This window comes from Deinococcus aquaticus, assembly GCF_028622095.1.
Lineage (GTDB): Bacteria > Deinococcota > Deinococci > Deinococcales > Deinococcaceae > Deinococcus > Deinococcus aquaticus.
The window spans coordinates 362,877-383,529 of the sequence record NZ_CP115165.1; the positions used below are offsets into that span (position 1 = coordinate 362,877).

Consider the following 20,653-nt stretch of genomic DNA (forward strand, 5'->3'; position numbering starts at 1 on the left):
CTTTCCCTCCGTTAGACTCCCAGCATATCGGCTCCGGCGCTTCAGGGGGCGGCCCTGCTCAGTCCGGGCCTGTACCCCGGCAGGTAACGAGTCTGCCGCGACGGCCACCCCCGCCAACTGGCCCGCCAACCGGGGCACGCACGAAAAAACCGCCTGCGTGGGTGGCAGGCGGTTCCGGAAAAGGCCGTGAGGGTCAGTTGTTCAGGCGGCCACGGATGCGGCCCTTACTGATGAACCCGTCGTACCGGCGCACCGTGAGTTGCGCTTCAAGCTGCTTGAGGGTCTCGAGAGCGACGCCCACGATGATCAGCAGCCCCGTTCCGGAGAACTGGAAGGTGGTGATACCCGTGGCACTCTGCACCAGCTGAGGCATGACCGTCAGAATCACCAGGAAGGTCGCTCCCCACAGGCTCAGGCGACCACTGATGGTCCCCAGGAACTCGGCGGTCGGCGTTCCCGGACGGACGCCAGGAATGAAGCCGCCCGCCTCGCGCAGCTGCTCGGCAATGCGCTTGGGATCAAACTGCACGCTGTTGTACAGGTACGTGAACCCGAAGATCAGGGCCGCTTCCAGCAGCAGGTACAGCGGCTGCCCAAAGGTCAGGTTCGTCTGAATCCAGGCGTTCACAGCCGGCGCGCGGGTCACGGTCGCCGTGGCGATCAGGTTCGGCAGGATCAGCATCGCCGAGGCGAAAATCACCGGAATCACGCCCGCCTGGTTCACCTTGATAGGCAGCCAAGTGGCCTGACCAGCCCCACGGGCCTGACCGGCCGTGCCAGCACGCGCGCGGGCGTACGTGACGGGCACGCGGCGCTCGGCCTGGTACACGTACACGATGCCCGCGATGGTCAGCAGGATTACGGCCACGAAGGCCACCAGCGACAGAATCTGCACCTGATCGGTCGAGATCAGCTGCGCGGTCGCCGCGATTTCACGTGGGTACACCGCAATGATGCCCGCCGTGATGATCAGGCTGATGCCGTTGCCGACGCCCACGTCCGTGATGCGCTCGCCGATCCACATGGTGAAGGCGATACCCGCCACCTGCGTCAGCACCATCACGACCAGCGTAAAGATCCCAGGGTCCCATCCGGGAGCCAGGAACGAGGGATTGCTGGTGATGTACAGCGAGAAGAACAGCGCCTGCACGGCTCCCAGTCCAACGGCCGCGTAGCGGGTGAACTGGTTGATCTTCTTGCGTCCTTCCTCGCCCTCCTTGGAGAGTTTCTCCAGGGCGGGGATGGTGGTGGTCATCAGCTGAATCACGATGCTGGCCGTGATGTACGGCAGCACGCCCAGCGCGAAGATCGAGAACTGCGAAAGATTGCCGCCCGAGAGCATGCTGATCAACCCGAAAAGGCCACCTGAGGTGGCCTGTTCGAGTGCGGCGGTGTTGACGCCGGGAGTGGGAATAGCACTCCCGAGTCGGTACACCGCGAGGAGCAGCAGGGTGAAGACAATCTTCCGCTGAAGGTCCGGAATCCGGAACGCGTCGCGGAAGGCGCGCAGCATTTACTCCGCCTTCTCGGCGCTTTCCGTCTTCGCGGCGGGCAGGATGACCTGACCACCGGCGGCTTCCACGGCCTTGACGGCGCTTTCGCTGGCCGCGTCGACATGGATGGTCAGGGCGCGGGTCACTTCACCGTTGCCGAGCAGCTTCACGGGGCGGTTCTTGCGGCGCACGAGGCCCGCGAGTTCCAGCGTGTTGCGGTCGATGGTGGTGTCCTCGACGCCTTCGAGTCTGCCCAGGTTCACAACTTCGAAGGTGATGCCGACGTTGTTGAAACCGCGCTTGGGCAGGCGGCTGATCAGGGTGCTGCGGCCGCCCTCGAAGTAGCTGCCCTTACCGGCGCCACTGCGTGACTTCTGGCCCTTGTGACCGCGACCGGCGGTCTTGTCGGTGCCGCCGGGGCCGCGACCGACGCGCTTGCGGTCCTTGCGGCTGCCAGCGTGGGGTTTGAGTTCGTGGAGCTTCACGCTTCCACCTCCAGGAGGTGCTTGACGGTGTTGACCATGCCGCGGACGGCAGGACTGTCGCTGACTTCACGGCTGTCGCCGATCTTCTTGAGGCCCAGCGCGTGAAGGGTCTTCACCTGGTAACCAGGGCGACCGATGACGCTGCGCTTGAGGGTGATTTTCACTGCGCGCCTCCGGTGGGCTGCGCCTCGCCGCGCAGAGCACGGACCTGCTTGGCGGTGCGGAGGTTCTTCAGGCCGTCGAACACGGCGTACGCCACGTTCACCTTGTTGCGGCTGCCGAGTTCCTTGCTGAGCATGTTGGTGATGCCAGCCAATTCGGCAATGCTGCGGGGCACGGTGCCGGCGATCACACCGGTACCAGGGCCGGCGGGCTTGAGCAGCACGCGGCTGGTGCTGTTCACGCCGACGATGTCGTGCGGGATGGTGCCGTTCTCGACGGGCACGTTGATCATGTTCTTGCGGGCGATGCTCTTGGCCTTCTCGATGGCCACGGGCACTTCTTTCGCCTTGCCGATTCCCATGCCCACGCGGCCGTTACGGTCGCCCAGGATCACCAGTGCGGAGAAGCGGAAGCGGCGTCCACCCTGGTAGGTTTTGCTGGTGCGGTTGACGAACAGCATCTTCTCTTCGAATTCGCTGCTCTCGCGGTCCGCATTGCGGTCGTTGCGTCGGTTAAAAGTCAAGGCCACCCTCCCGCGCCGCGTCTGCGAGCGCTTTCACGCGTCCGTGGTAGCGGTACTGTCCACGGTCGAAAACCACCTTGGTCACACCCTTGGCGGCGGCGGCTTCGGCCAGTGCCTTCCCAACGGCGGCGGCGGTGTCAGTCTTGGTCCCGGTCTTGACGGCGGCGCTGCTGGCAGCGGCGAGCGTAACGCCCTTGCTGTCGTCAATGATCTGGGCGTAGATGTGCTTGCTGGAGCGGTACACGCTGAGGCGCAGGCGCTCTCCGGCGGCCTGACGCACTTTGCGGCGGGCGCGGAGTTTGCGGCGCACGGTAGTCTGGGCAGCCATTATTTCTTCCCTTTCCCGCCGGTGGCGCCAGCCTTACCGGCCTTGAGGCTGATTTTCTCACCGGCGAAGCGCACACCCTTGCCGTGGTAGGCATCGGGTTTACGAACTTTGCGAACGTTGGCGGCCACCTGTCCGACGAGCTGCTTGTCGATGCCGCTGACGTCGATCTTGGTGGGTTCCGGAACAGTGAAGGTCACGCCGGCCGGGGGCTCGATCACGACGGGGTGGCTGTAACCGATGGTCATTTCCAGCGCTTTCCCGGCGAGCTTGGCGCGGAAACCGACGCCTTTGAGCTCCAGGTTGATGACGTAGCCATCGCTGACGCCCTTGACGGCGTTGGCCACCAGGGTGCGGGTCAGGCCGTGCAGGGCGCGGTGGCGCTGCTGGTCACTGGGACGCTCGACCAGCAGCTGGTCGCCGTCCTGCTTGACGGTCAGTTCCTGGTTGTAGGGAACGGTCAGTTCGCCTTTAGGGCCTTTGACCTTGAACACGCCGCCGGCGACGCTCGTGGTCACGCCGTTCGGAACGGCGATGGGCTGTTTACCAATTCGGGACATGTGCTGTCCTCCTTCCTTAAGTTCGGAGTTCCCGGTCTGGGGTCCGAGGGGTCAGGTGAGATCGTGTGCTCGCTGGTGGTTTCCCGGTGAGGGGATTACCAGAGAACGCAGATGACTTCGCCGCCGACACCCTGTTTGCGGGCGTCGTGGTCGGCCAGCAGGCCCTTGCTCGTGGAGACCACGGCAACGCCCAGGCCACGCTGAACGCGGGGCAGGTTGTCAGCACTGACGTACGCGCGGCGGCCGGGGCGGCTGATGCGCTCGATGTGCTTGATGACCTGCTCGCGCTTGGCACCGTATTTCAGGGTCAGGCGCAGCACGTCGAATTTCTGCCCTTCGGGCAGCAGGCGCTCGTAGGATGCAACGTAGCCTTCCTGCACGAGCAGTTTGGCCAGTTCTTCCTTGAACTTGGAGGCCGGGACGTCCACGGTCTCCTTAAAGGTGCGCGTCGCGTTGCGGATGCGCGTGAGCATGTCGGCGATGGGATCACTCAGCATGTATCTCCTCCAGGGGTCGGCGTGACAGGCACGCAGCCCCGGCGGGTGGTCCGGGCACCTGTCTGGTACCGGACGCAAGTCTCCCCTTGTGAATCTGTGACGGTGAAAATACCGCCGCTTCCTCTGTTGGGTTGGGAATCCACCTCTGGACGATCACCTCTCCGTAACGGGGGGTTCGTATCCAGGGGGCACAGCACGAACACCGCACGTGGTGCGGCAAGAAACCAGTGTATCAGACCGGCAGGCCTGCTGGCAATGCCTGACCGGGACGCCCGGGCCAGGAATGAAAAAACCCCCGTTGCCGGGGGAATTATTCTGAGGTACTGCTCTGAGGGGCTGGAACTTACCAGCTGCTTTTCTTCACGCCGGGCAGTTCGCCCTTGTGCGCCATCTCGCGGATGCAGATGCGGCACATGCCGAAGAAACGGTAGTAACCGCGGGCGCGGCCACAGCGGGAGCAGCGGCTGTAGTTCTGCACGGCAAATTTGTGGCCGCGGGCTGCCTTGACAACTTTCGAGGTGTTCGCCATATCAGTTCCTTATTTCCGGAAGGGCAGGCCCAGACCCTGCAGGAGGGCGCGGGCTTCTTCGTCGGTCTTGGCGGTGGTCACGATGGTGATGTCCATGCCACGCACCTTGTCGACCATGTCGTACGTGATTTCCGGGAAGATCAGCTGCTCTTTGATGCCCAGGTTGTAGTTACCACGGCCATCGAAAGCATTGGGGTTCACGCCACGGAAGTCACGAATGCGGGGAAGGCCGATGTTGATCAGCTTCTCGAGGAACACGTACATGCGCTCGCCGCGCAGCGTGACCTTGATGCCGACCGGCATGCCCTGACGAAGTTTGAAGTTGCTGATGCTCTTCTTCGCCTTGGTGATGATGGGCTTCTGAAGGGTGATCAGGCCCAGTTCTTTGGCGGCCTTGTCGATGGCTTTGCTGTCTTCCTTGGCGGAACCCAGGCCTTCGTTGATCACGATCTTCTCGATGCGGGGCGCGGCCATGACGCTGGAGTAGCTGAACTGCTCCACCAGTGCCGGGCGCACCTGCTCGTTGTACTTGGTCTTCAGGGTCTGCATGTTGCCTCTCTTCGGGCGGACGGGTCGCCCAGGTCACGCTGGCGCGTGACCCTGGAATTCAGTCGATGTTCTTGCCGCTGGCGACAGCGACACGGACTTTCTTGCCGTCCACGACCGTCTTGCGGATGCGGGTGGCCTTGCCGGTCTCGGGGTCCACGATGGACACCTTGCTGGCGTGCAGGGCCAGCTCGCGCTGTTCCTGGCCGCCCTGGGGGCTGGCGGGGCTGGGCTTGACGTTCTTGGTGACCATGTTCACGCCTTCCACGACGACCTTCTGGTCGCGGGGCAGCGCGAGCAGGACCTTACCGGTCTTGCCTTTGTGCTTGCCGTTCAGAACGATGACGGTGTCACCCTTCTTGATGTGCAGCTTGTCGTTGTGGTGGCTACCAGCGCTGGGACGGGGCATTACAGCACCTCCGGTGCCAGGGAGACGATCTTCATGAAGCGGCGGTCGCGCAGCTCGCGGGCCACCGGCCCGAAGACACGGGTACCACGGGGTTCGCCCTGGTTGTTGATGATGACGGCGGCGTTCTTGTCGAAGCGGATGGTGCTGCCATCGGCACGCTTGATGGCGTGGCTGGTGCGCACGACCACGGCCTTGACGACGTCACCGGCTTTGACGGTACCGCGGGGGGCGGCGTCCTTGACGGAAGCGACGATGATGTCACCGACGTGGGCGTAGCGTTTGTTACCGCCGCCGCCGGTCGTCAGACCCTTGCCGCCGATGCCGCTGTTCAGCACGCGGATGCACATGATCTCGCGGGCGCCGCTGTTGTCCGCCACGTCGAGGCGGGATTGGGGCATGATCATGCGTTACCGCCTTCAGTTTCCACGGCGGTGGTTTCGATGCCACGGGGGCGCTCGATCAGCTTGGTGACCTTCCAGGTCTTGGTCTTGCTGATGGGGCGCACGGCGAGGATCTCGACGCGGTCACCGATCTTGAATTCGTTGTTCTCGTCGTGGGCAGCGTATTTGTGGCTGCGGGTCACGACCTTGCCGTACAGCGGGTGAGCAAAGCGGCGCTCGACCTTCACGCTGACCGTCTTGTCGGCCTTGTCGCTCACGACGACGCCGGTAAAGGTCTTTTTCATGCCTGCTCTCCCTGCTGGCTCAGCTCACCACGGATGGTGTTGAGCTGAGCGACTTCGCGGCGCAGCTGCGTCACGCGGTGGGGCTGGGCCAGGTTGCCGGTGGCGGCCTGGAAGCGCAGCTCCATCAGTTCTTTCTTGCGGGCGTCGATTTCACGGGCGAAATCGTCGGCCTTCAGGTTACGCATCTCACTGGGCTTCATCGTAGACCTCGCGCTTGACCATCTTGGTCTGGATGGGCAGCTTGTGACCGGCCAGGCGGAAGGCTTCCTTGGCCTGCACCTCGGTCACGCCGGACACTTCGAACATCACGCGGCCGGGCTTGACGACGCTGACCCAGTACTCCACGGCGCCCTTACCTTTACCCATTCGGGTTTCGGCGGGCTTCTTGGTCACGGGCTTGTCGGGGAAGATCCGGATGTAGATCTTACCGCCGCGGCGGAAGTGACGGCTCATGACGATACGGCAGGCCTCGATCTGGTTGCTGCGGATCCAGGCGGGTTCCAGGGCGATCAGGCCGTAGTCGCCGAACGCGACGTAGTCGCCGCCCTTGGCGTCACCGGTCATCCGGCCGCGGTGCTGTTTACGGAACTTGGTGCGCTTGGGAAGAAGCATCACTCACCTCCGGGGCGGCGCCGCGCGGTCGGGCGGCGGCGGTTGGGACGGTCGCCTTCGGGACGACGTTCGTCGTTGCGGCGCTGGGGACGGGCGAAGGTTTCGGTGCGGCCACCGATGACTTCACCGGTGAAGACCATGACCTTGATACCCAGGATGCCGTAGGTGGTGCGGGCCAGGGCGGTGCCGTAGTCGATGTCGGCGCGCAGGGTGTGCAGGGGCACGCGGCCTTCGCGGACCATCTCGGTGCGGGCCTGCTCGGCTCCGCCGAGGCGGCCGGACAGGATGATCTTGACGCCACGGGCGCCGGATTCCATCACGCGCTGGGCGGCCTGCTTCATGGCGCGGCGGAACGCGAAGCGGCGTTCGATCTGCTCGGCGATGCGCAGGGCGACCAGGGGCGCGCTGATGTTGGGGTTGGGGATCTCGGCGACGTTCACCGCGACCGTGCCGGCGGACACGAGTTTCTCGATGTCCTGGCGGAGTTCCTTGATGGACTCGCCGCCCTTGCCGATCACGATGCCGGGTTTCGCGGCGCTGATGATCACGTTGACCTGCTGGCCGGCGCGCTCGATCTCGATGCGGGCGATGCCTGCAGCGTTGAGCTTCTTGCCGACGAGGTTACGGATCTTCTCGTCCTCTTTCAGCAGACCGGCGTACTGCTTCTTGCCGGCGTACCAGCGGCTGTTCCAGCCACGGGTGATGCCCAGGCGGAAGCCGTTCGGGTTGATCTTGTTACCCATTACTTGTTCCCCTTCTCGCCCACGATGATGGTGATGTGGCTGGTGCGCTTTTTGATGATGTTCGCGCTGCCACGGGCGCGGGGAATCAGGCGCTTGAGGGTCGGTCCGGCGTCCACGTAGGCGGCCGTGATGACCAGGCGGTCTTCGAGCATCTCGTCGTTGTGCAGCGCGTTGTGCTTGGCGCTGTTCAGCACCTTGGCGACGGGTTCGCTGGCAGCGCGGGGGATGAAGCGCAGCAGGTCTTCGGCGTCACGGACGCTCTTGCCGCGGATCACGTCGACCACGAGGCGGACCTTGCGGGGGCTGATACGCACGTACTTGGCGATGGCCTTGCCGGGCGTACGCAGCTTCTGCTGCTGCTTGCGCTGCTTCTTGTTGCGGAATTCAGTGACTGGAGCGGTCATTTCTTCTTGCTCCCCTTGGCGTTCTTGTCAGCGCCGTGGCCGCGGTAGCTGCGGGTCGGGCTGAATTCGCCGAGTTTGTGGCCGATCATCTGCTCGTTCACGAAGACGGGCACGTGCTGCTTACCGTTGTGCACGGCAATGGTGTGACCGATCATTTCGGGAACGATGGTGGAGCGGCGGCTCCAGGTTTTGATGACGCGCTTGTCTTTCTTGTCGTTCTGGACGTCGACCTTCTTCAGGAGGTGGTCATCCACGAACGGGCCTTTCTTGAGGCTACGGGGCATGTCCTACCCTCCTTACTTCCCGCCGCGGCGGGTGATGATGAAGCGGTCGCTGTTCTTGCGCTTCTTACGGGTCTTGAGACCCTTCGCAGGCTGGCCCCAGGGGGACACAGGCACGCGGCCGGCACCGGTGCGGCCTTCACCGCCGCCGTGGGGGTGATCCACGGGGTTCATGGAGCTACCACGCTGGTGGGGCTTGCGGCCGAGCCAGCGGCTACGGCCGGCCTTACCGAGGTTGATGTTCTTGTGCTCGGCGTTGCCGACCGTACCGATGGTGGCGTAGCACTCGCTGTGCACGCGGCGGAGTTCGCCGCTGGGCAGTCGCAGGATCACGTAGTCGCTTTCCTTACCCTGCACCTGAATGCTGGTACCGGCGCTGCGGGCGAGCTGGGCGCCCTTACCGGGGACCAGTTCGACGCTGTGCACGACGGCACCGACGGGCACGAAGCGCAGCGGCAGGGCGTTGCCCAGCTTGGGTTCGGCTTCGGGTCCGGCGTTCACGGTCGCGCCGACCATCAGGCCTTCGGGGGCCAGAATGTAACGCTTGGCGCCGTCGGCGTAGTGCAGCAGGGCGATGCGGGCGCTGCGGTTGGGATCGTACTCGATCGCGGCGACCTTGGCGGTCACGCCGGCCTTGTCGCGGCGCTTGAAGTCGATGATGCGGTACAGGCGCTTGTGGCCACCGCCGATGAATCGGCTGGTGATGCGGCCACGGTTGTTACGTCCGCCGGTCTTGGGGAGGGCAGTGGTGAGCGCCTTTTCGGGGCGCTTCTTGGTCAGTCCGCTGAAGTCCGCAGTCGTCATCTGGCGACGGCTGGGGGTGTACGGACGGTATTTCTTGACGGCCATGTTCAATCTCTCCTTAGGCCTGGCCTTCGAGGGCCTCGATCTTCTGGCCTTCGGCGAGACGCACGATGGCCTTCTTGCGGTCGGCACGGTGCCCGATGAAACGGCCGACCCGCTTACGCTTGCCGGGGACGTTCATGGTGCTGATGCCGATCACGGTCACGCCGAACGCTTTCTGAACAGCGCTCTTGATGTCGGTCTTGGTGGCCTTGGGGCTCACCCAGAAGGTGTACACGCCGCGTTCCATGCCGGCGTAGGCCTTCTCGCTGATCACGGGCTGCTGAAGGATGTCGTAGTGGCTCATGCCTCTTCCCCTTCCTGGGCGGGTTCCAGCGCGATCGCGTCGATCACCAGGCGCTCGTGGCGCAGGATGTCGTAGGCGTTCAGACCGGCGACGGGCATCACGGTGGCCCAGATGACGTTGCGGGCAGCCTGACGGGTCTGCGCGTCGTCGGTGACGATCAGGACGCGTTCACTGCCGTCCATGCCGTTCTGAGCGGCCCATGACACGAAGTTCTTGGTCTTGCCGTCGACGTCGAAGCCGTCCACTGCAACCAGTTTGCCTTCGTCCTGGCGGGCAGCCAGGGCCATGGCCAGACCCAGCTGGCGGACCTTGCGGGGCAGGGTGTAGCCGTAGCTGCGGGGTTTGGGGCCGAAGGCCACACCGCCACCCACGAAGCTGGGGACGCTGCGGTCGCCGTGACGGGCGTTACCGGTGCCTTTCTGGCTGAACATCTTCTTACCGGTCGCGCTCACCTGAGCGCGGGTCTTGGTGCTGGCCGTGCCGCGGCGGCGGCTGGCGAGCTGCCAGGTGACGACGTCGTGCAGGACGCCGCTGTTCACTTCCGGCAGTTCGAGGTCGATGGTGCGGCCCCCGTTCTTGCCGATGACGTTGATCTGCGCCATGTCTTACTTGCCTCCCTTGGCAGCCTGGCGCAGCACGACGAGTCCACCGTTGGCGCCGGGGATTGCACCCTTGACCAGGATGATGTTCTCGTCAGCGCGGATCTCGACCACTTCCAGGTTCTGGACGGTGATGCGCTCCATGCCCATGTGGCCGGCCATGCGTTTACCCTTGTACACGCGGCCGGGCGTTTTACGCTGGCCGATGGAACCGGGACGACGGTGCCATTTCTTGGAACCGTGGCTCGCGGGACCACCCTTGAAGTTCCAGCGCTTCATGACGCCCTGGAAGCCCTTACCCTTGCTGGTGCCGGTCGCGTCGATCTTCTCGCCTTCGGCGAAGATGTCGATGCTGACGGTGTCACCTTCGGGGGTGAAGTTACGGAATTCACGCAGGAAGCGCACAGGGCTGACCCCGGCCTTCTTGAAGTGACCCGCGGCGGGACGGTTGACGCTCTTTTCACGCTTGGGGGCGTAACCGATCTGCACGGCCTCGTAGCCGTCGGTCTGCGCGGTCTTGCGCTGAACGACGGGGCACGGGCCGGCCAGCACGACGGTCACGGGAACGGCACGGTCGCCTTTCCAGATCTGGGTCATGCCGATCTTGGTGCCGAGGATGCCCTTCATGCGCGGCCCCCCACGGTCTTGATCTCGATGTCGACGCCGGTGGGCAGGTCGAGGGTCATCAGGCTGTCAATCGTCTTCTTGGTGGGGTTCATGATGTCCACCAGACGGTTGTGCGTGCGGATCTCGAAGTGCTCGCGGCTGTCCTTGTTCACGAAGGGGGAACGCAGGACGCAGAAGCGGCGGATGCGGGTGGGGAGGGGCACGGGGCCGCTCACGTCCGCGCCGGTGCGGCGCACGGTGTCCACGATCTTGCTGGCGGACTGGTCGAGCGCCTTGTGGTCAAAGCCACGCAGTTTGATGCGAATCTTCGGGGCAACCATTGCTATTACTCCAGGACCTTGGCGACGACGCCGGCGCCGACGGTACGGCCGCCCTCGCGGATCGCGAAGCGCAGGCCTTCTTCCATCGCGATCGGCTTGATCAGCTCAACCACGAACGTGATGTTATCGCCGGGCATGACCATCTCCACGCCCTCGGGCAGTTCCACCACGCCTGTCACGTCCGTCGTGCGGAAGTAGAACTGGGGACGGTACCCGCCGAAGAACGCGCTGTGACGCCCGCCTTCGTCCTTGCTCAGCACGTACACGCTCGCTTCGAACTTCGTGTGCGGCTTGATGCTACCGGGCTTCGCCAGCACCTGACCGCGCTCCACGTCGTCACGCGCCACGCCACGCAGCAGCACGCCCACGTTGTCGCCCGCCATGCCGCTGTCCAGCAGCTTGCGGTGCATTTCGATCCCGGTCACCGTGGTCTTCTTCGTGTCGCGCAGACCGATGATTTCCACTTCGTCCTGAACCTTCACCACGCCACGCTCGACACGGCCGGTGGCGACGGTGCCGCGCCCGGTGATCGTGAAGACGTCTTCGACGGGCATCAGGAAGGTCTTGTCCGTGGCGCGCTCGGGGGTGGGGATGTAGCTGTCGACGGCGTCGAGCAGTTCCCAGATGCGGTCAACCCAGTTGTTCTCGCCGCGGCCGGTCTTGGGGTTGGCCTGCAGGGCTTCGAGGGCCTGCAGGGCGCTGCCCTTGATGACGGGGAGGTCGTCGCCGGGGAACTCGTACTTGCTGAGGAGTTCACGGACTTCCATTTCGACGAGCTCGAGGAGTTCTTCGTCGTCGACCATGTCGACCTTGTTCATGAAGACGACGATGTAGGGCACGCCGACCTGACGGGCGAGCAGGATGTGCTCGCGGGTCTGGGGCATGGGGCCGTCAGCGCTGGACACGACCAGGATGGCGCCGTCCATCTGGGCGGCTCCGGTGATCATGTTCTTGACGTAGTCGGCGTGGCCGGGGCAGTCAACGTGGCTGTAGTGGCGGCTGGGGGTGTTGTACTCGACGTGGGCGGTGTTGATGGTGATACCGCGGGCTTTTTCCTCGGGGGCCTTGTCGATCTGGTCGTAGGCCAGTTTTTCGATGGTGGGGTCCGAGGCGGCGGCGGTGAAAGTGATGGCCGCAGTCAGGGTGGTCTTGCCGTGGTCGACGTGACCGATGGTGCCCACGTTCACGTGGGGCTTGGTGCGTTCAAACGTTCCCTTAGCCATGTTCTTACTCCCTCCAAGAGGTGGACACACGCAAAACCGGCCCTTTGATCGGGTTCCCCCCGCGCATTCCGCAGGGTTCTGGTGGCGTGACCCACATTGGGTTGAATCTCGCCAGGGCAGTGTCCCGCCAAGCTGGCACGCTGCGCCGGAATCATTCCGTTCCTTCGCTGCGGGGGTGGCCCCGCAACTGGACCCGTGAATAACACGGCGCACCGAAGAGTTAGGGTACAGGTTTTCTGGCCTGAGTACAAGTGGCAGCCGGCAGGATATGCAGAGAGAAGGTCAGAGCCAGGGGAGCTACAGGTGGCGCAGGACAGTCTGGACGGCCGTTCTCGGAGCGGGTCATCGTTTGGCCGGCATGAATCGCCATCCTGTCGGCGTCCAACTTTTCAGGACGGTGTCCGCGCCCCATTCGGCTCTCTGGGGACCACACAGACAGAGGAGGAAAGCGCCGCAGCACTTCCCTCCCCCGTCCCGCTGCCACGCAGCCTGAATGCCGAACAGCCCAGGCGTCTAGCGAATGGTGAAGGCCTGCACCTGCCGGTCGAACGCGCCGATCAACATGATGATCCCCAGAATCGGACCGAAGGGCAGGGCCAGTAGACTCAGGACCGCAATCACGATGGTAGACACCCGCCCCCACGCGCGACCTTCCAGTACCGCGCGGCGCGTGAAGTAGAGCCACAGAATCAACGCGGCCGTCAACGCGAACGAAATCCACAGCACCAGCGAGATCTGTGCCTCGTCCAGTCGCACCGGGGTTCCCCCCTGCCCCAGCATGTCCAGCATGTCGTTCAGGGTGGGCGCCGCAAACGGCAGGGTCAGCAGCGAGAAAGCGTTGTAGAACAGCGCGATCAGCAAGGGCACCGTGATGAACGCCAGCCGGGGCGGGGGCGGCGGCAGGGGCTTGTCGGTCCGGGCTTCAGAAGGCTGGGAATCAGGAGGCACAGTCATCACCTCTCAGAGTAACGCCCCGCCCTGCCCATCCGCTCTCGCGGCGGGCACCCCGACAGACGGGAGGGGGGCAGACCCTTTCGAGCCTGCCCCCCTCCTGCCAAATTCCGTACCGCTGCTGCCTGGGCCCGGCCGCCCCCCGCCAAGGGAGGGAACCGGTCATGGCCTCAGGTTACTTCTTGATGAGCGCCTGGGCGATGTTGTTCGGCACCTGGGTGTAGTGGTCGAAGAACATGCTGTAGCTGGCGCGGCCCTGGGTCTTGGAGCGCATGTCGGTCGCGTAACCGAACATCTCGCTCAGGGGCACGAAGGCCTTGACGATCTGCGCGTTCCCGCGGGCTTCCATACCCTGGATCTGGCCGCGGCGGCTGTTCAGGTCGCCGATAATGTCGCCCATGAAGTCGTCGGGCACGGTGACCTCGACGCGCATGACAGGTTCCAGGATGGCGGGGCTGCCCTTCTGGACGGCTTCCTTGAGGCCCATGGAGCCCGCGATCTTGAAGGCCATTTCCGAGGAGTCCACTTCGTGGTAGCTGCCGTCGTAGATGGTGACTTTCACGTCGACCACGGGGAAGCCCAGCATGGGGCCGCTCTGCATGGCTTCTTCAACACCCTTCTGGGCTGGCCCGATGTATTCCTTGGGCACGGTGCCGCCGACGACGGCGTTCTCGAAGATGAAGCCAGCGCCGGGTTCCAGGGGTTCCACGCGCAGTTTCACGTGACCGTACTGACCGCGACCACCGGACTGACGGGCGAACTTGCTGTCCACCTCGACCTGCTTGGTGATGGTTTCGCGGTAGGCGACCTGGGGGGCGCCGACGTTCGCTTCGACCTTGTACTCGCGGCGCAGGCGGTCCACCAGGATTTCCAGGTGCAGTTCGCCCATGCCGGCGATGGTGGTCTGACCGCTTTCCTGGTCGGACTCCACGCGGAAGGTGGGATCCTCTTCGGCCAGTTTCTGCAGGCCGATGCCCATTTTTTCCTGGTCGGCTTTCGTCTTGGGCTCGATGGCGAGCTTGATGACGGGCTCGGGCACGTCGATGCTTTCCAGCAGGACCTTGTCGTCGCCGTCGCCGATCAGGGTGTTGCCGGTGCCGGCGTCTTTCAGGCCGATCACGGCGCCGAGTTCCCCGGCCTTCAGTTCGGTGACTTCCTCGCGGCTGTTGGCGTGCATGCGCAGCAGGCGGCCCACGCGTTCACGCTTCTCTTTGGTCGCGTTGTACACGTAGCTGCCGGACTGCAGGGTGCCCGAGTAGATGCGCACGAAGGTCAGGCGGCCCACGTAGGGGTCGGCCATGATCTTGAAGGCCAGCGCGGCCAGTTTGCCCTCGGGGTCCGCGGGGAACTCCTGGGTTTCTTCGCTGTCTTCGATCTTGCCCTTGATCGCCGGAACTTCCAGCGGGCTGGGCAGGTAGTCGATGACGGCGTCGAGCAGCAGCTGCACGCCCTTGTTCTTCAGCGCGCTTCCGCACAGGACGGGGAAGATGCGCTTCTCGATGGTGCCCTTGCGGATGGCGGCCACGAGTTCCTCGACGGTGGGTTCCTCGCCTTCGAGGTACTTCATCATCAGGTCCTCGTCGACTTCAGCGGCGGCTTCGATCAGCTGCGCGCGGATCTCGACGACCTTGTCGGCGTACTCGGCCGGGATGTCGGTTTCCTCGATGTCGGTGCCCAGGTCGTTGGTGTAGAAGTGGGCGCGCTGACGCACGATGTCGATGATGCCCTTGAACTCGTTCTCGGCACCCATGGGGTACTGGATGGGCGCGGCGACGGCACCGAGGCGCTCTTTGATGTCGTTCAGCACCAGTTCGAAGCTGGCGCCGGTCTTGTCCATCTTGTTGCTGAACGCGATGCGGGGCACGCCGTAACGGTCGGCCTGACGCCACACGGTCTCACTCTGGGGCTCGACGCCCTGGCTGGAGTCGAACACCGCGACGGCACCGTCGAGCACGCGCATGCTGCGTTCGACTTCAATGGTGAAGTCCACGTGGCCGGGCGTGTCGATGATGTTGACGGTGTACTCTTCGCCGGTCGCGGAGTGCTTCCACTTGGCGGTGGTGGCGGCGGCGGTGATGGTGATGCCGCGCTCGCGCTCCTGCTCCATCCAGTCCATGGTGGCGGCGCCGTCGTGCACTTCGCCGATGTTGTGGGTGCGTCCGGTGTAGTACAGGATGCGCTCGGTGGTGGTGGTCTTACCGGCGTCGATGTGCGCGGCAATCCCGATGTTGCGGAAGTGGGTCAGATAGCTCTGGGCTTTGGTGGTCATAAGACTCCCTGATTCTGTCGGGTGACGTGTCTCGTCACCGTCAGCTCGGCACGTATTCGGCGTGAGGTTCGCGGCGAGGCCTGAGCCTCATGCGAAATGGACGGCGGGCGGGCCGCCGTCCGTCTCGCTCCCTTCAGCCCCCCGCAGAGGGGGGACGTGAAGTGAGATTACCAGCGGTAGTGCGCGTAGGCGCGGTTGGCTTCCGCCATGCGCTCGATGTCGTCTTTCTTCTTGATGGCGCCGCCACGGCCCTGCGCGGCGTCCATGATTTCACCGGCGAGGCGCTCGATGGCGGTGCGCTCGGGGCGGCTCTCGACGGCGGCCATCATCCAGCGCAGCGTGAGGCTCTGCTGACGGCGGGCGCTGACCTCGACGGGCACCTGGTAGGTGCTGCCGCCGACGCGGCGGCTACGGACTTCGACGCGGGGTTTGACGTTGTCGAAGGCCTGCTTGAAGATCTTCAGGGACTCCTGGCCGGTGCGTTCCTGCACGAGCTTCATGGCTCCGTAGAAGATGCGGCTGGCGAGGTTCTTCTTGCCATCCTGCATGATGCGGTTGATGGTCGCGCTCACCAGCACGTCCTGGTAGACCAGGTCGGGCTGAATGACGCGCACTTCTGCTTGGCGGCGACGTGCCATGTTGACTCCCTTTGGCCCCGTCCGGTCCACTGTTGACCGGGCGAGGATTGCGCGCTCAGGCGCGAATAACTTGCTTCACTGGCTGTCACCCCTGTGGGGGACGGAGCCGGCTCACGGCGAAGGTCACGCGGACCCGGGCGTGGGGCGGGGCCCCAGCGCCGGAGAAGCGGTTACTTCTTCTTCGCGCCCGCAGCGGCGGCGCCGGCCTTGGGCTTCTTGGTGCCGTACTTGGAGCGGCTCTTGTTACGGTCCTTGACGCCCTGGGTGTCGAGGCTACCGCGCACGATGTGGTAACGCACACCGGGAAGGTCCTTCACACGGCCGCCGCGGATCAGCACGACGCTGTGCTCCTGCAGGTTGTGGCCTTCACCGGGGATGTACGCGGTGACTTCGAAGGCGCTGGACAGACGCACGCGGGCGATCTTACGCAGAGCCGAGTTCGGCTTCTTGGGGGTGGTGGTCTTGACGACCGTGCACACGCCGCGGCGGAAGGGGCTGCCTTTGAGGGCAGGGACCTTGCTCTTCTTCTGGATCGTCTTGCGACCCTTACGGAGCAGTTGCTGGGTGGTAGGCAGGGTGAATCACTCCTAGGTTCTTAAGCAGTTGCTTGCGGGAGGGCGGGTCCGCCCACGCGTACGGGGCGGCGCTGGGTTGCGGGATCTGTCTGGAGGTGATCACTCACCGCCGGTACCCGGGGCGCACGGCCTGCCTGATGTTCCGGAGGAAATCCGGGAAGATCGGCGGTGGCGGGCACGGGGTTGGGGTGGCATGCCGAAAAACCCCCCTGGTGCAACCCGGAAGCCGGGGCAGTTTTCAACCTTGGCAGCATACTCTGCGTGGCCCCTGCGCGCAAGGGTGCCGGGGGCGCGGCGGGAGAACCGGGGCGGGGCTGTTGCGCGGGCCGGCGGCTGTGCTACACTCCCGGACGCCCGTTCAGGCGATCATCACAGGTGCGGAGAGGTGCCAGAGTGGTTGAATGGGTCAGTCTCGAAAACTGAAGTACGGGCAACTGTACCGTGGGTTCGAATCCCACCCTCTTCGCCAACCACGAGCGCCGGATATCCCCTTTCAGGGTGTCCGGCGCTCGCTTTTCAGCCCCGTGACGACCCGGCCGGCAGGGTGTCCCGGATGAAGCGCAGCACGGCCGCCTCGCGCGCCGCCTGCACGACCGCGCCGTGTGCCTCTCGCAGCCCTTCGGCGCTGAGGGGCCGGTACAGGGCGTCGTAGAGCGCCTGCCCGGCACCGGCCAGCGCCACGAGCTCTGCGCGCCACGCGGCGTCGTCGGCAGGTGCCCAGGTGTGAGGGTCGGTGGGGTCGATCAGCAGGGCGTGCGGGTCGGTCAGGGTCGCGGCCGTCAGTTGCAGGGCGTGGCGCAGGGTCATCACGCGCGCCGCCACGCTGGGCTGACCGGAGTGCGGCGCGCGGGCCTGAGCGGCCGTGAAGGCGTGAGCGGCGTGCAGCAGGCCCTCACCGGGCTCGCTGAACAGGCCGCACAGGCCGCCGGGACCGTACAGCACTTCACGCAGGGTGTCACGCAGGAGTTCACGGTGAGGCATCACAGCGATGGTACGTCAGGTGGCGGATGCATTCCGGCCGTGCCCTCCCCTACCGTGGGGGCACGATGATCAAGACCTTGCGGTGAATGCACACGTTCCGCCCTGACCCCCTGCCGTAAACTGGGGTCAATGCCGGAACCCACGTCTCTCTCGCCACGCGGACGATGTCCGGGTGGCCTGAAAGTGCGTCTGTCCCATCCCGACCAGCACCTCTCTCCCGTCCAGTGGACGCCGGCCCGGCGCCCGCCCCACGGGACCCCACAAGGAAGTGACCGAAGATAGATAAAGTACACGGCAACACCTCGGGCCTGAGGCCCGCACAGCTGAAGTCCCTGGGGAACCTGTACCGCCGCCGGATCGATCCGGGCCGCGTGGGCTCGCCGGAACTGGCGCGGAATCTCGCGGAACTGTCGAACGACATCCGCCGTGAGGTGAGTGTGCTGATCGACCGGCGTGGCCGCGTGATCAGCGTCAGCGTGGCCGACGCCAAGGGCACCGAATTCCCGGACCTGCGCATGGGCGAGAACCGCCTGAGCGGCTTTCACCTGCTGCACACCCACCCGCGCGGCGGCGGCCTGAGCAAGGGCGACCTGTCCACGCTGTTCCTGCGCCGCCTGGACGCCGTGACGGCCGTCGAGGTGCGGAACGAGGGCCAGCCGGGACTGGTGCACACCGCGCACCTGACGCCCCCCGGCACGGTCGGCGAGGAAGAGGACTGGCGCATCCTGCCGCCCGTCCCGACCTTCCAGATCGACGAGTTCGACCTGGGCGCGCAGGTGCAGGCGCTGGAGGAGGAAATCGCCCGCGCCGCCCGCACCCGCGAGTCGAAGAAGGACCACGAGCGCGCCATTCTGGTGCAGATCGACCAGGGGGAATTCGACGCCGAGGAACGCCTGGACGAACTGGCCGAACTGGCCCGCACCGCCGGGGCGGAGGTCGTGCACAAGGAACTGGTGTACCGCAAGAACCTGAAGGCCGGCACCCTGGTCGGGGCGGGCAAGCTGGAAGAACTCACCAGCCGCGCCTACCACCTGGACGCGGACCTGCTGATCTTCGGCCAGGAACTCGGCCCGGCCCAGGCGCGTGAGATCGAGGCCGCCACGGGCCTGAAGATCATCGACCGCACGCAGCTGATCCTGGATATCTTCGCGCTGCACGCGCAGGGCGTGGAATCGCGCCTGCAGGTGGAGCTCGCGCAGCTGCGCTACATGAAACCCCGCCTGCTGGGCGCGGGCGCGGCCCTGTCCCGCATCGGCGGGGGCGGCGGCAGCGCGGCCGGCGGAGCGATCGGCACGCGCGGCCCCGGCGAGACGAAACTGGAGCTGGACCGCCGCCGCATCAACGACCGGCTGTCCTTCCTCGAGAAGCAGCTTGAAGGGGTCGCGCAGCGCCGCGAGGAACGCCGCAAGACCCGCGAACGCAACGCCGTGCCCGTGATCTCCATCGTGGGGTACACCAACGCGGGCAAGAGCACCCTGCTGAACACCTTCACGCACGCCGCCGAGGAGCCCCGGCGCGTGCTGGCCGAGAACAAACTGTTCGCCACGCTGCGCCCCACCAGCCGCCAGGGCTACCTGGAAGGCATCGGGCCGGTCGTACTGACCGACACCGTGGGCTTCATCCGTGACCTGCCCAAGGACCTCACGCGCGCGTTCCGGTCCACCCTGGAGGAGATCGGGGACGCGGACGTGCTGCTGCACGTGGTCGACGCCGCCAGCCCCGGCGCGGACACCCGCCTGGACGCCGTGAACCGCATTCTGGAAGACCTGGGCTTCCGGGACCTGCCGACCGTGGTGGCGCTGAACAAGGCCGACGCCGCCGACCCAGAAGCGCTGGAACGCCAGATCGACCGCACGGACGGCGGCATTCCCGTCAGCGCGCTGCGGAACGTGGGCCTTGGCGACCTCAAGGACGCCCTGACCGACGCGGTTGCCCTGGTGCAACGCCAGGAACTCGCCGCGCGGGAAGAGGCGCGGGATCTGGCCGCCCAGTACCGCTGAGCGCAGCACCGCCAAATAGCCAGTCATGACGGGGGGAGGGGCGAGGCAGCCTCTCCCCCTTTCCTTGGGTGGCTTTCTTTGGGTGGACGGCGCGCCCTGCCCGATACGGCAGACTGCGCCCCATGAAGTTCGCCTGGATGACGCTGCTGCTGGTGTGCCTGACCTGGGCGCTGGGGGAGTGGCCGGCCGAGCGGACGTTGCCCACGCTGCTGCTGGCGTACGCGCCGCCGCTGCTGTGGGTGCTGGCGACCCTGCCGGCCCTGGCGTGGGCGCTGTGGCGGCACCAGGGGCGGCGAGTGGCCCTAGCGGCCCTGCTGCTGGCTGCCTCGGGCGCGGGATTGCTGCACTGGCGGGCCCACGCAACGGGGACCCAGCCAACGCTGCGGGTCGTGACCTTCAACGTGCTGGGCGGCGCGCGCACCACGCCGGACGAACTGGCGGGCCACCTGCGGTCCCTGAACCCGGACGTACTGCTGCTTCAGGAGTCGCGGTTCGTGCAGCCGGACTTCCGGGCGGCGTTCCTGAATGCCCTGCCGGGGTACGCGGTCGCGGAGGCAGGTGAGGTCATGACCCTGACGCGCCTGCCGCTGCTGGGCAGCCGGTCGGAGGCGCTGCCGGGCAACCGCCGCGAACTGCTGGTCACGCGCCTGGAGTGGCGGGGCGAGCCGCTGACGGTCGTGAATGCGCACCTGGGGACCGTGCAGGTCAGTTCGGTCCTGAGCGGTGATCTGGCGCGGGTGCGGCGCACGCGGGACGCCCGCGCCGGGCAGGTGGAGCTGCTGCGGTCGGTCGCGGCCACGATGCCGGGGCGGATGCTGCTGGGCGGCGACCTGAACACCCCACCGCGCGGGCAGGTGTACCGCGAACTGCGGGCCGCGTTCGGGCCGGACACGCATGACCTCGCGGGGCGCGGGCCGGGCTGGACCTTTCCCGCGCTGCACCTGCGGATTGATCACCTGATGGCCCGGGACCTGACGCCCACACGGATTCAGGTGTTGCCCTGGGCGCTCAGTGACCATCGGCCCCTGCTGGCCGAGTACCGCCCAGAACAAACCGACTGACCCCC

General features: G+C 65.6%; 30 protein-coding genes and 1 tRNA gene. 3 read left to right on the forward strand and 28 right to left on the reverse strand.

Going from position 1 to position 20,653, the window contains the following annotated elements; all coding sequences use genetic code 11:
• Positions 1-193 precede the first annotated feature (193 nt).
• The 27 genes from secY to rpsL form a co-directional block, all read right to left on the reverse strand.
• Positions 194-1,513 carry a preprotein translocase subunit SecY gene (secY, locus tag M8445_RS01770; RefSeq protein WP_273989239.1) on the reverse strand — a complete coding sequence of 440 codons (1,320 nt, stop codon included), beginning with the start codon at positions 1,511-1,513 and terminating at the stop codon, positions 194-196.
• Positions 1,514-1,978: a 50S ribosomal protein L15 gene (rplO, locus tag M8445_RS01775; protein WP_273989240.1), complete on the reverse strand. Its 465-nt coding sequence runs from the start codon at positions 1,976-1,978 to the stop codon at positions 1,514-1,516. It lies immediately after the preceding gene.
• Positions 1,975-2,142, reverse strand: a complete 168-nt coding sequence (rpmD, locus tag M8445_RS01780; RefSeq protein ID WP_273989241.1) for a 50S ribosomal protein L30 — start codon at positions 2,140-2,142, stop codon at positions 1,975-1,977. The genes rplO and rpmD overlap by 4 nt, the downstream gene beginning before the upstream one ends.
• A complete protein-coding gene (gene rpsE / locus M8445_RS01785) occupies positions 2,139-2,663 on the reverse strand; it encodes a 30S ribosomal protein S5 (protein WP_273989242.1) in 525 nt (174 codons plus the stop codon). The genes rpmD and rpsE overlap by 4 nt, the downstream gene beginning before the upstream one ends.
• Positions 2,653-2,991 carry a 50S ribosomal protein L18 gene (rplR, locus tag M8445_RS01790; protein WP_273989243.1) on the reverse strand — a complete coding sequence of 113 codons (339 nt, stop codon included), beginning with the start codon at positions 2,989-2,991 and terminating at the stop codon, positions 2,653-2,655. Before rplR ends, rpsE begins: the two co-directional genes overlap by 11 nt.
• A complete protein-coding gene (gene rplF / locus M8445_RS01795) occupies positions 2,991-3,548 on the reverse strand; it encodes a 50S ribosomal protein L6 (protein WP_273989245.1) in 558 nt (185 codons plus the stop codon). The genes rplR and rplF overlap by 1 nt, the downstream gene beginning before the upstream one ends.
• Before the next feature lie 95 nt (positions 3,549-3,643).
• Positions 3,644-4,045, reverse strand: coding sequence for a 30S ribosomal protein S8 (gene rpsH / locus M8445_RS01800; RefSeq protein WP_273989246.1), 402 nt, complete (start codon positions 4,043-4,045; stop codon positions 3,644-3,646).
• A gap of 343 nt (positions 4,046-4,388) precedes the next feature.
• On the reverse strand, positions 4,389-4,574 hold the full coding sequence (locus M8445_RS01805; protein WP_012693992.1) for a type Z 30S ribosomal protein S14: 186 nt from the start codon (positions 4,572-4,574) through the stop codon (positions 4,389-4,391).
• A gap of 9 nt (positions 4,575-4,583) precedes the next feature.
• Complete coding sequence (gene rplE / locus M8445_RS01810; RefSeq protein WP_273989247.1) at positions 4,584-5,123, reverse strand: 50S ribosomal protein L5; 540 nt, start codon at positions 5,121-5,123, stop codon at positions 4,584-4,586.
• Between the two features lie 58 nt (positions 5,124-5,181).
• Complete coding sequence (gene rplX / locus M8445_RS01815) at positions 5,182-5,529, reverse strand: 50S ribosomal protein L24 (RefSeq protein WP_345385053.1); 348 nt, start codon at positions 5,527-5,529, stop codon at positions 5,182-5,184.
• Positions 5,529-5,933 (reverse strand): 50S ribosomal protein L14, encoded by a 405-nt coding sequence (gene rplN / locus M8445_RS01820; protein WP_022800312.1) that lies wholly within the window; start codon positions 5,931-5,933, stop codon positions 5,529-5,531. Before rplN ends, rplX begins: the two co-directional genes overlap by 1 nt.
• A complete protein-coding gene (rpsQ, locus tag M8445_RS01825) occupies positions 5,930-6,214 on the reverse strand; it encodes a 30S ribosomal protein S17 (RefSeq protein WP_012693996.1) in 285 nt (94 codons plus the stop codon). Before rpsQ ends, rplN begins: the two co-directional genes overlap by 4 nt.
• On the reverse strand, positions 6,211-6,414 hold the full coding sequence (rpmC, locus tag M8445_RS01830; protein ID WP_273989249.1) for a 50S ribosomal protein L29: 204 nt from the start codon (positions 6,412-6,414) through the stop codon (positions 6,211-6,213). Before rpmC ends, rpsQ begins: the two co-directional genes overlap by 4 nt.
• Positions 6,401-6,826, reverse strand: coding sequence for a 50S ribosomal protein L16 (gene rplP, locus M8445_RS01835; protein WP_273989250.1), 426 nt, complete (start codon positions 6,824-6,826; stop codon positions 6,401-6,403). Before rplP ends, rpmC begins: the two co-directional genes overlap by 14 nt.
• Entirely contained in the window at positions 6,826-7,569 is a 744-nt protein-coding gene (rpsC, locus tag M8445_RS01840) for a 30S ribosomal protein S3 (RefSeq protein ID WP_055362775.1), read from the reverse strand. Before rpsC ends, rplP begins: the two co-directional genes overlap by 1 nt.
• Complete coding sequence (gene rplV / locus M8445_RS01845) at positions 7,569-7,973, reverse strand: 50S ribosomal protein L22 (RefSeq protein WP_273989252.1); 405 nt, start codon at positions 7,971-7,973, stop codon at positions 7,569-7,571. The genes rpsC and rplV overlap by 1 nt, the downstream gene beginning before the upstream one ends.
• Positions 7,970-8,257, reverse strand: a complete 288-nt coding sequence (rpsS, locus tag M8445_RS01850) for a 30S ribosomal protein S19 (protein ID WP_273989254.1) — start codon at positions 8,255-8,257, stop codon at positions 7,970-7,972. Before rpsS ends, rplV begins: the two co-directional genes overlap by 4 nt.
• A gap of 12 nt (positions 8,258-8,269) precedes the next feature.
• Positions 8,270-9,103, reverse strand: coding sequence for a 50S ribosomal protein L2 (gene rplB, locus M8445_RS01855; RefSeq protein ID WP_273989255.1), 834 nt, complete (start codon positions 9,101-9,103; stop codon positions 8,270-8,272).
• Between the two features lie 13 nt (positions 9,104-9,116).
• The gene (locus M8445_RS01860) at positions 9,117-9,404 is read right to left on the reverse strand and encodes a 50S ribosomal protein L23 (RefSeq protein ID WP_055362773.1); all 288 of its coding nucleotides are present in this window, start codon (positions 9,402-9,404) and stop codon (positions 9,117-9,119) included.
• Positions 9,401-10,006, reverse strand: a complete 606-nt coding sequence (gene rplD / locus M8445_RS01865; protein WP_273989257.1) for a 50S ribosomal protein L4 — start codon at positions 10,004-10,006, stop codon at positions 9,401-9,403. Before rplD ends, M8445_RS01860 begins: the two co-directional genes overlap by 4 nt.
• 3 nt (positions 10,007-10,009) lie before the next feature.
• Positions 10,010-10,630, reverse strand: coding sequence for a 50S ribosomal protein L3 (gene rplC / locus M8445_RS01870; protein ID WP_273989259.1), 621 nt, complete (start codon positions 10,628-10,630; stop codon positions 10,010-10,012).
• Positions 10,627-10,950, reverse strand: a complete 324-nt coding sequence (rpsJ, locus tag M8445_RS01875; protein WP_014685998.1) for a 30S ribosomal protein S10 — start codon at positions 10,948-10,950, stop codon at positions 10,627-10,629. Before rpsJ ends, rplC begins: the two co-directional genes overlap by 4 nt.
• A 5-nt stretch (positions 10,951-10,955) precedes the next feature.
• Complete coding sequence (gene tuf / locus M8445_RS01880; protein ID WP_273987408.1) at positions 10,956-12,173, reverse strand: elongation factor Tu; 1,218 nt, start codon at positions 12,171-12,173, stop codon at positions 10,956-10,958.
• 513 nt (positions 12,174-12,686) lie between these two features.
• Positions 12,687-13,127 (reverse strand): hypothetical protein, encoded by a 441-nt coding sequence (locus M8445_RS01885; RefSeq protein ID WP_273989263.1) that lies wholly within the window; start codon positions 13,125-13,127, stop codon positions 12,687-12,689.
• A 172-nt stretch (positions 13,128-13,299) separates the two neighbouring features.
• Entirely contained in the window at positions 13,300-15,393 is a 2,094-nt protein-coding gene (gene fusA / locus M8445_RS01890) for an elongation factor G (protein WP_273989264.1), read from the reverse strand.
• Positions 15,394-15,560: 167 nt separating this feature from the next.
• Positions 15,561-16,031 (reverse strand): 30S ribosomal protein S7, encoded by a 471-nt coding sequence (rpsG, locus tag M8445_RS01895; RefSeq protein ID WP_055363464.1) that lies wholly within the window; start codon positions 16,029-16,031, stop codon positions 15,561-15,563.
• A gap of 170 nt (positions 16,032-16,201) precedes the next feature.
• Entirely contained in the window at positions 16,202-16,606 is a 405-nt protein-coding gene (gene rpsL / locus M8445_RS01900) for a 30S ribosomal protein S12 (RefSeq protein WP_055363465.1), read from the reverse strand.
• A 379-nt stretch (positions 16,607-16,985) separates the two neighbouring features.
• Here rpsL and M8445_RS01905 point away from each other — a divergent pair.
• Positions 16,986-17,075: transfer RNA gene (locus M8445_RS01905), tRNA-Ser, on the forward strand.
• Positions 17,076-17,122: 47 nt separating this feature from the next.
• Here M8445_RS01905 and M8445_RS01910 read toward each other — a convergent pair.
• Positions 17,123-17,587, reverse strand: coding sequence for a hypothetical protein (locus M8445_RS01910; protein WP_273989268.1), 465 nt, complete (start codon positions 17,585-17,587; stop codon positions 17,123-17,125).
• Between the two features lie 278 nt (positions 17,588-17,865).
• Between M8445_RS01910 and hflX the strand changes: the two genes are divergently transcribed.
• Both hflX and M8445_RS01920 read left to right on the forward strand, forming a co-directional pair.
• Positions 17,866-19,587 carry a GTPase HflX gene (hflX, locus tag M8445_RS01915; RefSeq protein WP_273990805.1) on the forward strand — a complete coding sequence of 574 codons (1,722 nt, stop codon included), beginning with the start codon at positions 17,866-17,868 and terminating at the stop codon, positions 19,585-19,587.
• 122 nt (positions 19,588-19,709) lie between these two features.
• On the forward strand, positions 19,710-20,648 hold the full coding sequence (locus M8445_RS01920; RefSeq protein ID WP_273989270.1) for an endonuclease/exonuclease/phosphatase family protein: 939 nt from the start codon (positions 19,710-19,712) through the stop codon (positions 20,646-20,648).
• Positions 20,649-20,653: the final 5 nt, after the last annotated feature.

Excerpts from the sequence above, each read along its gene's own strand:
- rplB (WP_273989255.1), bottom strand. The coding sequence starts at position 9,103 with ATGGCCGTCAAGAAATACCGTCCGTACACCCCCAGCCGTCGCCAGATG.
- rpsJ (WP_014685998.1), bottom strand. The coding sequence starts at position 10,950 with ATGGTTGCCCCGAAGATTCGCATCAAACTGCGTGGCTTTGACCACAAG.
- secY (WP_273989239.1), bottom strand. The coding sequence starts at position 1,513 with ATGCTGCGCGCCTTCCGCGACGCGTTCCGGATTCCGGACCTTCAGCGG.
- M8445_RS01920 (WP_273989270.1), top strand. The coding sequence starts at position 19,710 with ATGAAGTTCGCCTGGATGACGCTGCTGCTGGTGTGCCTGACCTGGGCG.
- tuf (WP_273987408.1), bottom strand. The coding sequence starts at position 12,173 with ATGGCTAAGGGAACGTTTGAACGCACCAAGCCCCACGTGAACGTGGGC.
- fusA (WP_273989264.1), bottom strand. The coding sequence starts at position 15,393 with ATGACCACCAAAGCCCAGAGCTATCTGACCCACTTCCGCAACATCGGG.
- rplF (WP_273989245.1), bottom strand. The coding sequence starts at position 3,548 with ATGTCCCGAATTGGTAAACAGCCCATCGCCGTTCCGAACGGCGTGACC.
- rpsC (WP_055362775.1), bottom strand. The coding sequence starts at position 7,569 with ATGGGTAACAAGATCAACCCGAACGGCTTCCGCCTGGGCATCACCCGT.
- rplP (WP_273989250.1), bottom strand. The coding sequence starts at position 6,826 with ATGCTTCTTCCCAAGCGCACCAAGTTCCGTAAACAGCACCGCGGCCGG.
- M8445_RS01885 (WP_273989263.1), bottom strand. The coding sequence starts at position 13,127 with ATGACTGTGCCTCCTGATTCCCAGCCTTCTGAAGCCCGGACCGACAAG.
- rpsH (WP_273989246.1), bottom strand. The coding sequence starts at position 4,045 with ATGCTGAGTGATCCCATCGCCGACATGCTCACGCGCATCCGCAACGCG.
- rplD (WP_273989257.1), bottom strand. The coding sequence starts at position 10,006 with ATGGCGCAGATCAACGTCATCGGCAAGAACGGGGGCCGCACCATCGAC.
- rpmC (WP_273989249.1), bottom strand. The coding sequence starts at position 6,414 with ATGAAGCCCAGTGAGATGCGTAACCTGAAGGCCGACGATTTCGCCCGT.
- M8445_RS01860 (WP_055362773.1), bottom strand. The coding sequence starts at position 9,404 with ATGAGCCACTACGACATCCTTCAGCAGCCCGTGATCAGCGAGAAGGCC.
- M8445_RS01805 (WP_012693992.1), bottom strand. The coding sequence starts at position 4,574 with ATGGCGAACACCTCGAAAGTTGTCAAGGCAGCCCGCGGCCACAAATTT.
- rplV (WP_273989252.1), bottom strand. The coding sequence starts at position 7,973 with ATGACCGCTCCAGTCACTGAATTCCGCAACAAGAAGCAGCGCAAGCAG.
- rplR (WP_273989243.1), bottom strand. The coding sequence starts at position 2,991 with ATGGCTGCCCAGACTACCGTGCGCCGCAAACTCCGCGCCCGCCGCAAA.
- rplN (WP_022800312.1), bottom strand. The coding sequence starts at position 5,933 with ATGATCATGCCCCAATCCCGCCTCGACGTGGCGGACAACAGCGGCGCC.
- rplE (WP_273989247.1), bottom strand. The coding sequence starts at position 5,123 with ATGCAGACCCTGAAGACCAAGTACAACGAGCAGGTGCGCCCGGCACTG.
- rplX (WP_345385053.1), bottom strand. The coding sequence starts at position 5,529 with ATGCCCCGTCCCAGCGCTGGTAGCCACCACAACGACAAGCTGCACATC.
- M8445_RS01910 (WP_273989268.1), bottom strand. The coding sequence starts at position 17,587 with ATGCCTCACCGTGAACTCCTGCGTGACACCCTGCGTGAAGTGCTGTAC.
- rplC (WP_273989259.1), bottom strand. The coding sequence starts at position 10,630 with ATGAAGGGCATCCTCGGCACCAAGATCGGCATGACCCAGATCTGGAAA.
- rpsQ (WP_012693996.1), bottom strand. The coding sequence starts at position 6,214 with ATGAAAAAGACCTTTACCGGCGTCGTCGTGAGCGACAAGGCCGACAAG.
- rpsG (WP_055363464.1), bottom strand. The coding sequence starts at position 16,031 with ATGGCACGTCGCCGCCAAGCAGAAGTGCGCGTCATTCAGCCCGACCTG.
- rpsS (WP_273989254.1), bottom strand. The coding sequence starts at position 8,257 with ATGCCCCGTAGCCTCAAGAAAGGCCCGTTCGTGGATGACCACCTCCTG.